Source organism: Legionellales bacterium, from assembly GCA_026125385.1.
In the GTDB taxonomy this organism is placed as follows: Bacteria; Pseudomonadota; Gammaproteobacteria; order JAHCLG01; family JAHCLG01; genus JAHCLG01.
The window spans coordinates 14,873-28,061 of record JAHCLG010000018.1 but is presented as its reverse complement, the minus strand read 5'-3'; the positions used below and the strand labels follow the sequence as shown (position 1 = coordinate 28,061).

At 37.8% G+C, this 13,189-nt stretch carries 13 protein-coding genes; 12 read left to right on the top strand and 1 reads right to left on the bottom strand.

Annotation, left to right across the window (positions count from 1 at the left end):
- Positions 1-206: 206 nt before the first annotated feature.
- Together KIT27_08005 and KIT27_08000 are read left to right on the top strand one after the other, a co-directional pair.
- Complete coding sequence (locus tag KIT27_08005; GenBank protein MCW5589588.1) at positions 207-1,262, top strand: efflux RND transporter periplasmic adaptor subunit; 1,056 nt, start codon at positions 207-209, stop codon at positions 1,260-1,262.
- Positions 1,263-1,284: 22 nt separating this feature from the next.
- A complete protein-coding gene (locus KIT27_08000; protein ID MCW5589587.1) occupies positions 1,285-4,332 on the top strand; it encodes an efflux RND transporter permease subunit in 3,048 nt (1,015 codons plus the stop codon).
- On the opposite strand, the gene KIT27_07995 is transcribed toward KIT27_08000, so the two are convergent.
- Positions 4,329-4,982, bottom strand: coding sequence for a hypothetical protein (locus tag KIT27_07995; protein ID MCW5589586.1), 654 nt, complete (start codon positions 4,980-4,982; stop codon positions 4,329-4,331). The two genes, KIT27_08000 and KIT27_07995, sit on opposite strands and share 4 nt — an antisense overlap.
- Positions 4,983-5,319: 337 nt before the next feature.
- Between KIT27_07995 and KIT27_07990 the strand changes: the two genes are divergently transcribed.
- The 10 genes from KIT27_07990 (at position 5,320) to KIT27_07945 (ending at position 13,180) form a co-directional block, all read left to right on the top strand.
- Positions 5,320-5,796 carry an AAA family ATPase gene (locus KIT27_07990; GenBank protein MCW5589585.1) on the top strand — a complete coding sequence of 159 codons (477 nt, stop codon included), beginning with the start codon at positions 5,320-5,322 and terminating at the stop codon, positions 5,794-5,796.
- Positions 5,797-5,942: 146 nt separating this feature from the next.
- The gene (locus tag KIT27_07985; protein ID MCW5589584.1) at positions 5,943-6,623 is read left to right on the top strand and encodes a DUF4143 domain-containing protein; all 681 of its coding nucleotides are present in this window, start codon (positions 5,943-5,945) and stop codon (positions 6,621-6,623) included.
- Between the two features lie 41 nt (positions 6,624-6,664).
- On the top strand, positions 6,665-6,946 hold the full coding sequence (locus tag KIT27_07980; GenBank protein MCW5589583.1) for a hypothetical protein: 282 nt from the start codon (positions 6,665-6,667) through the stop codon (positions 6,944-6,946).
- Positions 6,947-6,995: 49 nt separating this feature from the next.
- Positions 6,996-8,414 (top strand): DNA-3-methyladenine glycosylase 2 family protein, encoded by a 1,419-nt coding sequence (locus KIT27_07975; GenBank protein ID MCW5589582.1) that lies wholly within the window; start codon positions 6,996-6,998, stop codon positions 8,412-8,414.
- Entirely contained in the window at positions 8,411-8,881 is a 471-nt protein-coding gene (locus tag KIT27_07970; GenBank protein ID MCW5589581.1) for a methylated-DNA--[protein]-cysteine S-methyltransferase, read from the top strand. The genes KIT27_07975 and KIT27_07970 overlap by 4 nt, the downstream gene beginning before the upstream one ends.
- A gap of 326 nt (positions 8,882-9,207) precedes the next feature.
- Complete coding sequence (locus KIT27_07965; GenBank protein ID MCW5589580.1) at positions 9,208-9,738, top strand: rhodanese-like domain-containing protein; 531 nt, start codon at positions 9,208-9,210, stop codon at positions 9,736-9,738.
- A gap of 52 nt (positions 9,739-9,790) precedes the next feature.
- On the top strand, positions 9,791-10,150 hold the full coding sequence (locus tag KIT27_07960) for a type II toxin-antitoxin system RelE/ParE family toxin (protein MCW5589579.1): 360 nt from the start codon (positions 9,791-9,793) through the stop codon (positions 10,148-10,150).
- Positions 10,143-10,424 (top strand): helix-turn-helix domain-containing protein, encoded by a 282-nt coding sequence (locus KIT27_07955; protein ID MCW5589578.1) that lies wholly within the window; start codon positions 10,143-10,145, stop codon positions 10,422-10,424. The genes KIT27_07960 and KIT27_07955 overlap by 8 nt, the downstream gene beginning before the upstream one ends.
- Positions 10,425-10,572: 148 nt before the next feature.
- Entirely contained in the window at positions 10,573-11,475 is a 903-nt protein-coding gene (locus tag KIT27_07950; GenBank protein ID MCW5589577.1) for a DUF2971 domain-containing protein, read from the top strand.
- A gap of 478 nt (positions 11,476-11,953) precedes the next feature.
- On the top strand, positions 11,954-13,180 hold the full coding sequence (locus KIT27_07945; protein MCW5589576.1) for a hypothetical protein: 1,227 nt from the start codon (positions 11,954-11,956) through the stop codon (positions 13,178-13,180).
- Positions 13,181-13,189 lie beyond the last annotated feature (9 nt).

Genomic DNA, 13,189 nt, shown 5'->3' with positions numbered 1-13,189 from the left:
CACAGCCTGGATCTTCGCTGCGCTGCGTTCCAGGCTGTGAGACGCTTACCTATTCATTTATGTATTGTTTCGTGCTTATTCATAGTATAAACCCTAGCATGAAATGCTTTTTTGCATTTATAAATAGTTTAAAGTATCATCCGCAATGCCTTAGCGTTATCTCAATTAAAAAGCGCACGAGAGCGTGAATGTTATAAGGACCAACCATGTTGCAAAAATCAAAATTTATTCTCATCGTCATTGTCGTTTTACTACTCATCCTAGTATTTCACTATTGGCATAAAAAAAATAACGCGCAAGATGTTCAAAAAGGCAGTGTTGTTTCCACCATGACGGTAAAAAATCAATCATGGCAAGCATCGTTAAAAGCGTTAGGAAATGTGAAAGCATCACAAAGCGTGCAATTAAGTACAGAGATCGGAGGCATTGTCAGTCAAGTGAATTTTGTCTCTGGGCAAGCGGTTAAAGCAGGAGAAGTATTAGTTAAATTGCGTGCGGATGATATCGAAGCGGCCGTTGAAAAAGATACGGTTATCGTTGCAGCCGATGAAAAAAATTACCAACGGTTAAAATCATTATACGCCTCAAAAGCATTGGCTTTTCAAGATATGGATAATTCGTTAGAAAAATTACAAGAAGCTAAAGCAGAGCTCAAACAACAACAAGCGATTTTGGCTCATCATACTATCACGGCGCCATTTTCGGGAATTGTTGGCATAAGACGAGTGGATAACGGGCAGTATTTAGCGCCAGGACAAGTGATTGTGAATATAGAATCGTACGATCCTGCTTATGTGGATTTCGCGATCCCTGAACGTTTGATTAATCAGATTAACATTGGCGGCATAATAAAAATCACTTCGCCTAATAGGCCACAAGATCAATTAACCGGCGAAATTATTGCCACCAGTCATGCTGTGGATATCAATAATCGTAGTTTATTAGTAAGAGGAAGAGTCGCCAATCCACAAGAACAATTATTAACAGGCATGTCCGTTGAGGTGCTGGTGCAAGGCGATGCGCAACAGCGTATTGTCATCCCACAAACGGCATTATGTTACACCCCTGACGGCGTGGGTGTTTATGTGGTGGGCAAAAACCAACACGTTCATTGGCGGGCGGTGACGTTAGGTGAACGTGAAGAAGATAGCGTAGTGATCCATTCAGGACTAAAAAATGGCGACGTGATTGTTACAGTGGGTCAAAATAAATTAGCAGAAAATACTTTGATTACAAGCAATAACGCCGATCCCTTAAATTAAAAAACTAACAAGTGAAAGCAGCATGAATAAATTAATTGAAGCTTTTGTTCGACGCCCAGTACTCACTAGCGCACTGAGTATTTTTATTTTATTGCTAGGAAGTTTTGGTTTAATAAAAATGCCATTGCGTTTTTTGCCGAAGATCGATCAAGCCTTAATTGAAATTTTAACGGTTTATCCTGGTGCGAATAGTACCGTCGTGAAAAATTTTGTTACCTCTAAAATTCAAAACAGTATTGTGGGCGTCGAAGGAATTGATTATGTCACCTCAAGCAGTACAACAGGATACAGTGATATTAAAGCCTATTTATCGCCAGGGATAAATGCCGATAAGGCGTTAATGGTGATTATGGGTAAAGTCTCGAGTGTGACGAACGAATTACCCAGTAGCGTGCAAACGCCAATGGTGATAAAAAATAATGTTGATAGTCGTCCGACCATTATTTTTGCGTTTGCAAGTACTGGCATTCCGCGCGCTGAAATTTCAGACTATTTAACCAGAGTAATAGCGCCGCAACTTGAAACGGTGGATGGTGTGGCACAGGCGAATGTATGGAGTTCTCCATATAGCATGCAAATTTGGTTAAATCCGGATGCGCTTGCTGCGTATCATTTATCGCCGCAAGATGTGGTGGCGGCATTAAAAACACAAAACGTATTAGCTGCACCTGGAAAAACACAAGGCAAATATGTTGATTACACATTAAATACCACAACGGCCTTGCACACGCCTGAACAGTTTAATCATCTGGTGATTAAAGTCGTTAATCATGTTCCTATTTATTTACAAGATATCGGCGTTGCCAAAATGGGTGCCGAACAAGATACCTATATGGTTTATTACCAAGGTATTCCTTGCACCATGATTGGCGTGAGTTTATTGCCAACAGCAAATCCGTTAGTGGTGGTTGATGCCTTAAAGAAAAAAATGGATGTGATTAAACACCATTTACCCTCGGGATTAACGGCAAATTTAGTCTATGATCAAACTACGTTTATTCGTGCCTCACTCCATGAAGTGATTAAAACATTAATTGAATCCATCGTTATTGTTATTCTGGTGATCTTATTATTTTTGGGTAATGTGCGTGCTGCCCTCATCCCAGCAATTACTATTCCTGTTTCATTGTTAGGTGTTTGCTTTTTTATGCAAATGCTCGGCTATTCAATTAATACGATTACCTTATTAGCGATGGTATTAGCGGTGGGTTTAGTGGTAGATGATGCCATCGTGGTGGTTGAAAATAGTGTTCGTCATTTAAGTGATAAACTTTCTACATTAACGACGACAATTCATGCGGCGCAAGAATTAGCATTACCCGTGATTGCCATGACGATTACTCTTGCTGCTGTCTATGTGCCAATTGGTTTTAGTGGTGGCTTGGTCGGTGAATTATTTACAGAATTTGCATTTACGTTAGCAGGCAGTGTGATTATTTCTGGGGTTATCGCTTTGACACTTTCTCCAATGATGAGTGCACGGTTTTTAACCTTACAACAACAGCATCAACCGCTGGCCATTTTTGCTGAAAAAATAATGCAGCGTTTACAACAAAAGTATAAAACCATTTTAGTGTTTTTAATGAATTATAAAATGTGGTTAGTGATAGCGTGGTTATCCATTATGATTTTGTCTGTTTTATTATATAAAATGATACCCAGCGAATTAGCACCCACAGAAAATCATGGTTATATTATGGTCGCGGGCGACGCGCCTGCGAATGTTAATCGCAATTATTTAATGCACTATGCTTTAGCAACTCATAAAATTTATTCTCATTTACAGAATGTTGATCATTTCGCGACAGTCGTTTCGCCGGACGATGGGTATTTCGCTTATTTAATCGGAGATCAAAAACCCGGAGAGAAAACATCCTTGCTGGGATCGATCCAAACCATTCAACAACAACTCAATCAGGTGCCAGGAATTGATTTCCATGTTCTAGCCCCATCCACACTGCCAGGCAGCGGTGCTGGCGTACAATTTGTTTTGCAAAGCAGTAAAGATTACAAAACTCTTTATCATGCGGCAAAAATGTTAGAACAAAAGGCGATGCAATCGGGTCTGTTTTTATTTTTATACGATGATTTAAATTATAATAATCCACAAGCAACAATTGATATTAATCCCCTTGCTGCAGCCAGTGCCAATGTTTCAATGAGCAATATTGCAGAGGCTTTATCATCTTTATTAAGCAATCAAGAAGTTCAGCCCGTGAGTGTTCATGATCAAAGTTATAATGTTGTTATTAAAACCTTACCAAGCTATCAATTAAATCCAGAAGATTTACAAAACATTGCGATTCCCACGGGAAATAACACAACCGTACCCTTATCGACAGTCGCTACTTTACATTATAGCGTGGTGCCACAGGCATTAAATCAATTTCAGAAAATGAATAGTGTCACTATTATGGGTGGAATAAAACCTGGCTACACTTTATCGCAAGGTTTAAACGTGTTAAACAATGTGGCCGCAGCGAAATTATCCAATGATGTTACCGTGGATTATTCCGGCACGTCACGAGAATTTAAACAAGAAGGTAATCGCATGATATTTATTTTTGTTTTAGCGATTGTGGTTATTTTCTTAGTGCTCAGCATGCAATTTGAAAGTTATCGTGACTCGTTAATTATTTTATTAGGCAGTGTGCCAATGGGATTATTTGCGGCGTTACTTTCTTTAAAAATAGGTCAGGGCACCATTAATATTTATACGCAAATTGGTTTGCTAACTTTAGTGGGATTAATTAGCAAACATGGCATTTTAATCACGCGTTTTGCCAATGAATTAAAACTTGAAAAAAATTTAACAAAACAAGAAGCTGTGATTGAAGCCGCATTATTACGTTTTCGTCCTATCTTAATGACCACTGCCGCGATTTTATTTGGTGCTCTGCCTTTAATTCATGCGGTGGGGAGTGGCGCAGAAAGTCGCCATGCCATTGGCTTAGTCGTTGCGGTTGGCATCGGTTTAGGAACATTATTAACATTATTACTACTACCTATTGTTTATTGGGTATTTTCAAAAGAGATGAAATCGAACACAAATGCTGAAGAAATCAATTAGAGTATTTCTCGTACTTTTTTTGCTATGACCTTGCCTATTTTTTCGCATGCCATTTCATCAAGATGCACTCCATCAATTCGACTGGATTGAATAGAGGATCCCGCATCGATGAATTCACAACTTTCCTCAATCGCCAATGTTTGATAAAGCGGGGCCAATTGTTGGGATTTTTCAATAGAACTATCATCAAGTTGTGGATGTAAGTTAGTTATTTTGATAATAGGTTGTGGGGCAATAAGTAAAATTTTTGGAGCCTTGGCATTTGATCCTTTGTTGGATGCTTTCACCAGTTGAATTAGCTGACGCATATTTTCTTTAATGGCTTCTGCCGCACAGTTAAATTGAATTTTAGTATCGTTCGTGCCAACCCAAAAAATAATGAGATCAATTGGGTAATGTATTTCTAAAGATATGGGTAGCTGTTTTAAGGCATTTTTATAAGGTCTTCCTGGGATAATTTCATCAAATGTAGTTGTTCGTGCATTTATACCTTCGACAACCACATCGTAATTATCTCCGAGTTCATTCTGCAATACCCCAGTCCAACGCTTATGTTTCGGATATCTGCCAGCTAATCCTGTTTCTGGATTAAAGATACCGGGGATACCGCCCCAAACGTTAGAATCTCCAAAACAAAAAATTGTTTGCACTTTACGATCCATTATTAAAATGTATTTTTGTTAAATTAGCTTAGGTAATTCCTCCGGTTTTGTAAACCCCCATTTATAACACTCGTTGAAACGAGTATTTTCTAATTTATCTCCGAAAGTTTTCAGGCGGTAATCTTCAAATCGACTTGGCGAAAGAAATATATCAGCTTAGCAAAAAGTGCTGTTTTAAGCAGTTTTAGTAATTTCTACATGAAAAACATACTCCATTTAATAAAAAAAGATTGCGAGATTGTTTATTCATTTATCTTGCAAAGTGGCATTACAAATGCCAAAATGAGTCTCAAATTGGCATTTGTGATGCCATATTGCAGATGCTATGTCATTAATAATCAAACGTTTACTGAATGAATCTGATCAAAGTTTTTTTCTGTTCGGTCCTCGTGGTACAGGCAAATCCACGCTATTAAAAGCACAATACCAAGATGCTTTATGGATAGACTTATTAATGCCAGATGTTTTTCGGCAATATTTTTCTTATCCTGAGCGTCTTTTAGCGGTGATAGAAGCAACACCAAATCTATCAACAGTCGTCATCGATGAAATTCAAAAAGTACCGGCTTTATTAACAGTCGTTCATAGCTTAATTGAAGAAAAGCGTGGTATTAAATTTATTTTAACAGGTTCAAGTGCACGGAAACTCAAACAGACGGGAGCTGATCTTCTTGGTGGTCGTGCAGCGTGGCGGACATTGCATCCATTTATGGCAAGTGAACTAGGCACACATTTTTCTTTGTCGGCAGCATTAAAAAATGGATTGTTGCCATTAGGGCGTGTTGACAATTCGCTATGCTGAGACGTAGCTTGTTGATTTTTGAGCACTAGCGCGCAGTTTACACGAAGTAAATGAGCAGCGGAGCACAAAAAATCAACGAGATACGGCCAGCAGAGTAGAATTGTCAACACGCCCTAGTATTTCAAGCGAAAAATCCTATTGATACCTTGCAAGGCTATATCCATCTTTATTTACGCGAGGAAATTCAAGCCGAAGGATTGGTGCGTAATTTAGAAAGCTTTTCACGATTTTTAGAAGCAATAAGTTTCTCTCATGGCTCACTATTAAATGTGACCAATATTGCGCGTGAGTGCGAAGTAAAACGCAAAACAGTAGAAAATTATATTAATATTTTAGAAGAACTTTTACTGGCATTTCAAATATCTGTTTTTTCCAAACGTGCGCAGCGTGCGTTAAGTGCTCATCCCAAATTCTATTTATTCGATAGTGGAGTTTTTCAAACGTTAAGGCCGAGAGGGCCATTTGATAAAGTCGATGAAGTTGAGGGTATGGCGCTAGAAGGACTGGTTGCGCAACATTTACGTGCATGGAATGACTATAGCAGCGAAAAACACACTATTTATTTTTGGCGAACACGCTCTGGTGTTGAAGTTGACTTTGTGGTTTATGGCCCAAAAGGGTTATGGGCAATTGAAGTAAAGAATTCACAACGAGTTCACCCGGCAGATACTAATTCTTTAGAAATATTTTTGACTGATTACCCAGAAGCCAAAGCAGTATTATTGTATCGAGGTAATGAATATATTCAGCAAAAAAATGTGCTTTGCATGCCTTGTGAAAAGTTTCTTAATCAGCTTCGACCGAATGAAGTATTAATTAATACTTAAATGGTTTGCGTGGAACTGCTAGATCGTCTCAGCAGACACCGATGTCTAATTCGTTTTTTGCCTTGAATTTACGGCAATACGTGTTGTATAAAACATTAAACCCAAAAAGTACTAGTGATAATCAATCAATTGATTGTGGCAAGGCAGTGAGCGATTATAGAAAATATCGTCATGGATTTCCGCCATTATTTTTTTCTCAATCACAGGATTATGGTGTTAGTTTGCCAGGTCAAAAATTATTTGATATCGCAACAGTTACATCTTCCAAGATCAATTTTCCCTTTCATCAAATTTTCTCTAAACAAAATCGCTTAAAACGATAATGTCCGAAAATGGCTATCACGCCGAGTCTTTTCTGTTACACTAGCGCTCATGAACGCACAGCAATTTGATAGTTATTACCAGGCTTTTTTGACGCGCGATCCCAAATTTGATGGGAAATTTTTCATGGGTGTCAAAACCACTGGCATTTATTGTCGCCCGATATGCCCGGCCAAACCTAAGCGTGAAAATATTGTATTTTTTGCTTCAGCCTTGCAGGCCGAAAAAGCAGGCTTTCGCCCTTGTCTGCGTTGTCGACCTGAATGTGCGCCAGATTCGCCGCTATGGCATGGTACTTCTTCCGTGGTTAAACGAGCGATCCGTGCCCTTAATGACGGGTCAATGATGAATTTCAATGAAGATCAATTTGCCGAAAAGTTTGGTTTGACCGCGCGTCATTTAAGACGCTTATTTCAGCAAGAAACGGGTAAAACATTCAAACAAATTGCGCAAACACAACGTTTGAATTTGGCGCGGAAATTAATTGTTGAAACTCATCTTCCTATTACTGATATTGCTTTGAGTAGTGGTTTTAATTCCATTCGCCGTTTTAATGATGCTTTCAAACAACGTTTCTCGCGTACGCCCAGTGAATTACGTAAACACAGAAGCTCCCCATCTCATCAGGAAGACATTGAATTGAGGATAGCGTATCGTCCACCGTTGGATTGGGAAGGTTGCCTTCATTACTATGAAAAACATCGCATCGGTGAGTTAGAGCAATTTGACCACGACACCTATACCCGAATTTTTTTCTTGAATGAAAAATTTGGCAGAGTATCCGTCACTAATAAAGCTCAATCTCATCAATTAATTCTTCGAATAAAAACGGAGGATATGAATGCAATTGATGTCGTTTTAAGTCGTATCAAAGAAATGTTTGATGTATCGTTAGATCCAGTTCATGTCAGCAATGCTTTTCAAACCCATGGGGATGTGAAGAAAATTTATCGTAATGGGCATGGCACACGCTTGGTGCGCTGTTGGGATCGGTTTGAACTCGCTATCACCGCTATTTTGGGACAATTGATTTCTATCAAACAAGCCACACGACTCACGCAAACCTTAATTGAATCATACGGTGACCGTAAGTTGAATCCATTGACTCAAACTGAAATTCATTTGTTTCCCACAGCGGAAATTCTTGCCAAAGCATCACTAACGGCATTGAAAATTCCAGCGATTAAGAAAGAAGCGATAAGAGAATTATCCCAGCAAGTGCTATCAGGTGACATTCATTTTTCTAATTATCAAGATCCTCAACTATTCAAAGAAAAATTAATGAAGATTCGCGGCATCGGTAAATGGACCGCCGAATACGTAGCACTGCGCGCAATCGGTGATACCGATGCCTTTCCTGAAGGCGATGTTTACTTAAATAAGATTATTCAAACGAGTGCGACAAAAATAATTTCTCCTTGGCGAGGTTATCTTGCCAGTTACCTTTATAAATACGGAGTGAAATCATGACGACAACCCATACCAACAAAATCATTATAGATTCACCCTTAGGAAAACTAGAAATAAAAGAAGCAGCAGGAAAATTAATTTATTGCGACTGGACTACGCAACAAGTGGATCATGACAATGCTTCACCGATATTACAAAAAGCTAAGAAACAATTAATAGAATATTTTCAAGGAAAACGAATGATTTTTCAATTACCACTTGCCCCAATAGGCACAGCCTTTCAAGAAAAAGTCTGGCAAGCGTTGCTGACAATTCCTTATGGTGAAACACGCAGCTATCAACAACTTGCTCAATTCATTAAGCAACCACAAGCGTGTCGCGCTGTCGGTTCAGCCAATGGTAAAAATCCTATTAGCATTATTATTCCTTGCCATCGTGTGATCCGAGCTTCGGGAGACTTAGGCGGTTATGCGGGTACGCCTCAGCGTAAGAAGAAATTATTGGAATTAGAAATGAGGGAGGGTTAATTGCGACAAGCTATTTAAATGCCCACTATAAAATGCGCCTTAGCGCTGAAAAATTCCCATCTTCAAAACAAGCAGAAGCAACGATTGCGGCTATTGAATTGTGGCACAGGTTGAAAAAAGGACAGCATGTTAATGCAAAAAACTCTGCTTTTTTGAACTGTTTTACGTTTTGGTAGCAGAGCTTTGTCCAGGGTAAATCCGTTCGCAGGATTTTTTAGCAAAATTTAATGTTTGCGACAGAACCATAATTTGAATGTTTCGTTTGTGTTATACTTAAAATCGATTTATTAGGTTCTCATAATTACACTATTTGTAATTTTATAATCATGATAATCATATCAATCTATAATCTTACATCAAACAGCTCAGAAAATACGGGACGAGACTTCACTTACTGTAGAGATTTAGTAGATTTATATAACGATCGGCATATCAAAGAAACTTTGGTTTTTCGTGGCTGTGTAGCACTTAATAAATTAATTTATGATCCAGCTTGTATTCTATGCCAGCAAAAAATAAACTACGAACACTTAGCTCATCACCATTTAACTATCTGCGGAGAAACCATGATTCAAGAAATCGATGTTAACGAATTAAAATGCATGATGGAAAATAACGATAAATTTACGTTACTAGACGTGCGCCAACCCGAAGAAAATGTAGCGGGGAATATTGGTGGTTTGTTAATTCCATTAGGTGAATTGGAATCGCGTTTAGATGAATTGAACAAAGACGATAAAATTGTGGTGTATTGTAAAGTAGGTGGTCGTAGCATGATGGCAGCGCGGATCTTGCAACAGCATGGGTTTGAGCATGTGATTAATTTGCAGGGTGGGTATTTATCTTGGGTAAATTAACCATAAAAAAAGTGTGAACGCTTGTATATGGTAGGCCAATGGCCTACAATAAGTGATGAGAATCCTATATATCAAAACTACGCCTGCTTTTGATAAATTAGCTCAAAAATCAATAACTCATGATGCAAGAGAAAAGTTATTTGATTTTCTGTTGGCTAACCCGAAAGCAGGAGATTTAATCCCAGGAACTGGTGGAGTTCGGAAGCTACGGTGGAAAACTGGCTGTTCTGGTAAAGGTAAACGTGGTGGATCAAGGATCCTTTATCTCTATGAAAGAGAAATTATTATTATTTTAATAACCTTATATCTCAAAGGTGATCAAGAAAACATTTCTGCTGCTGAAAAAAATAAATTGAAAAAATTAATACCGCAATTAGTAGAAAAATATTTAGAGGAGTTAGACGATGAGTAAAGCTAGTTTAGGAATACAAATTATTGATGCTATTGAAGATGCTTTAGCCAGTAAAGAAAATGGCACGCTAGTACGTGGCGCTATTGATATCTCTAAACTTCGAAAAAATCTAAATCTTACTCAAAAACAATTTTCCGAACAATTCCACATTAATTTAGAAACACTACGTAACTGGGAAAGAAAAAAACGATTACCTGATACAACAAGTCTTGCCTATTTAACGTGTATTGCGAAGAAACCGAATATGATCAAAAAATTATTAAATGCAGAATAATAATAGGTTACGTCAGGGTTTTAATAGCATGATGGCGCGCAGATCTTGCAACAGCATGGGTTTGGGAATGTAATTAATCTGCTGGACGGATAATTGGCTCGATCAGATCTTTAATTTAAGTTTGGGGGAGATTATGACGGAATTATATATGAAAGAGTTATTAGAAATAACTAATAAACATTTGCCGGATCACATTAAACCTCCAATTACCCTTTATCAATATACTGATTATAGTGCTTTAAAAGGAATTATTGAAAGCAAAAAAATTTGGATGACTGAATTTTGCCAAATGAATGATCCGGCTGAATATAAATACGCAATTGATAAGTTTTTTTCATTTGTAAAAGAAACGGATAATGATTGCAATTTTTTAAAATATACTAACAAGGTTCAAGAAATTATAGAAGAAAATGCCTTAAAAAGCGAAATTAAAGATAAATTTAATGTGTTTTTAGCATGCTTTATGGCGGATGGTGAATTTCTACCAGCTTGGAGAGAGTATGGTCGACAAGGAAAGGGGTTTTCCATAGGGTTTAAATTTTCGCTACCAACAAATTCACGAGAAATTTCAGATAAACTTAGCTTCCAGCTAAAAGAAGTTATATATGATGATAAAAAGGTTGAGAAATATCACCGCAAACTTTATCACAAGGTCAAATCATTTTTTGATACAATGCATATTGAAGAGGAATTACAAATTCTAGCCAACTCTCTGATAACTCAATTAGTGATTTCATCTCAATTTATTAAATATCGATTCTATTCATTTGAAAAAGAATGGAGATTTTCTGTATTGACAATGGATAAATCGCCATTAAATAAAAATATCTCTGTGCTGACCAGGTGCAAAGATCCACAAAATCCTTACTGTGACATAATCCGTTACATTGAAACCTCTAAATTTGAAACTTCAAATTTTATTAGTGAAATAATTGTGGGTTGTAAAAATGACTTTAATGTTGCAAAAAGTGAAATAGTTAAGCTATTAAAAGACAATGATTACGATACAGATAAAATAAAAATAAAAAAATCTGAGGTTTTAATAAGATGATAATTATTTATATAATTGATTATTTAATTTGCTTTAGGTTGCGCCTGAATTTTCACGATTAACTGATCCTGAATATCCATAATCTCTTGATAGAACATCAACGGGCGTTTTTGATAGTGTATCGAAATACTTTGCTCCCTTGTTGAAATGAACGTTGGCGAATTTTAACCGTGCGATCGCCTAATTGCTCACTCATAAACACCGCGTCATTTTTATCACTTTAAATGACCCCATTGTCTAGACCACGATCAAAAAATATTTAGAAATATAACCTTCTCATCAATAAAAAGATATACCGCTCGCCATCTTTTTATCCCGTATCTTTATTGGCGAGCGGTATATAACCATGCTTAGGATAACTTCTCCTCTATTTTGAATACTCGACCAAGCTCGACTAAATATTATCATTACACTAAATATTGTCACTCGACTAATTTTGGTGTAGTGTAGTCGAGCGTTATTAAACGAGGAAAATAGCATGAAATGGGAGTCATTAGGCTTTAAGGAAAATCCCTTTAGCACCGAGCCTATCCATCAGAAGAACCTGGACCTTTATGTCGGGCATGCCGAGGAATTGGCATTATGCTCGGACGCGCTTCAAGAAAAAAATGTGTTGATCGTGATTGAAGGTGCTCGAGGTGTAGGCACAACTTCATTCGCTAACTATTTACGCTTTACCTCGCAAAGTAACAAAGAATATTTTACGCCCCAAGAAGAGATCCGCGTGGATGCCGCCTGGTCACTGGAAACGTTATTGGCGGTGATCATCGCGAACATCGTTAGAGAAATTGAATTATTCCATCCCGAAAAAATTACCCAAGATCCACGTTTTAAGAAAGCGAAAGCGCTATCGTCACGGATCTCCGAAGCAAATCGTTCATTCGGTATTTCGGCTTTTGGGGTTGGTGGCAGTTATGGCAAATCACAAGGAACGACACAACCGACGCTGGTGCCTTCCGGGGTGCTTGGTCATCATTTGCAAGATTTGGCCTCTTTGGTTTTAACATTAGGCTATCGTTATGGCATTCTCATTCAATTAAACAATCTTGATGTGGGTACTATTCACGACGAAGATCATCTGCGTTATTTGTTTAATGCGTTGCGTGATTATATTCAAACAGATTGTGTGAGTTGGCTGTTAGTCGGCGATGTTGGATTGCGTCGTTTTATTGCGCAAGCAGTCGATCGTTTAGATGATATCGTGAGTCATGAAGCGGAAATCGCGCCGCTCACTAAAAAGGAATTTGGTGCGCTGATTAACAAACGCGTTGAACATTTTCGAGAGAACGAAAATATCCCAACACCAATCGACATGGCCGTTTTTAATTATTTATACGATATTACTGAGGGGCGATTACGTTATATCTTTGGATTATTAAGACGATTGATATCGAGATTACATTTAGGTGATTTGACTGATAGACTAACGCTTGATATTGCGAAACCGATGGTAAAAAAGCTAGCGCAAGCAAGGCTTTCTAAATATCAATTAACCGCCGCAGAAGAGCAAGTGCTGATTACGTTAGTTAATGAAAAAAATGCGACGGTTACACAACTCGCGCAAGCCATGAATAAAACGGCTAATTATATTTCGAAAGTATTAGTCAAACTCAGTCAAGATAAGTTAGTTACCTCGCAAAAAGCTGGTAAAAATAAACACTATCAACCTGAGCTTGATGCGATGATTGCTTATAGTGAATATTAATGATGGTTA

Excerpts from the sequence above, each read along its gene's own strand:
- KIT27_08005 (MCW5589588.1), top strand. The coding sequence starts at position 207 with ATGTTGCAAAAATCAAAATTTATTCTCATCGTCATTGTCGTTTTACTA.
- KIT27_08000 (MCW5589587.1), top strand. The coding sequence starts at position 1,285 with ATGAATAAATTAATTGAAGCTTTTGTTCGACGCCCAGTACTCACTAGC.
- KIT27_07990 (MCW5589585.1), top strand. The coding sequence starts at position 5,320 with ATGTCATTAATAATCAAACGTTTACTGAATGAATCTGATCAAAGTTTT.
- KIT27_07980 (MCW5589583.1), top strand. The coding sequence starts at position 6,665 with ATGTCTAATTCGTTTTTTGCCTTGAATTTACGGCAATACGTGTTGTAT.
- KIT27_07975 (MCW5589582.1), top strand. The coding sequence starts at position 6,996 with ATGAACGCACAGCAATTTGATAGTTATTACCAGGCTTTTTTGACGCGC.
- KIT27_07970 (MCW5589581.1), top strand. The coding sequence starts at position 8,411 with ATGACGACAACCCATACCAACAAAATCATTATAGATTCACCCTTAGGA.
- KIT27_07965 (MCW5589580.1), top strand. The coding sequence starts at position 9,208 with ATGATAATCATATCAATCTATAATCTTACATCAAACAGCTCAGAAAAT.
- KIT27_07955 (MCW5589578.1), top strand. The coding sequence starts at position 10,143 with ATGAGTAAAGCTAGTTTAGGAATACAAATTATTGATGCTATTGAAGAT.
- KIT27_07950 (MCW5589577.1), top strand. The coding sequence starts at position 10,573 with ATGAAAGAGTTATTAGAAATAACTAATAAACATTTGCCGGATCACATT.
- KIT27_07945 (MCW5589576.1), top strand. The coding sequence starts at position 11,954 with ATGAAATGGGAGTCATTAGGCTTTAAGGAAAATCCCTTTAGCACCGAG.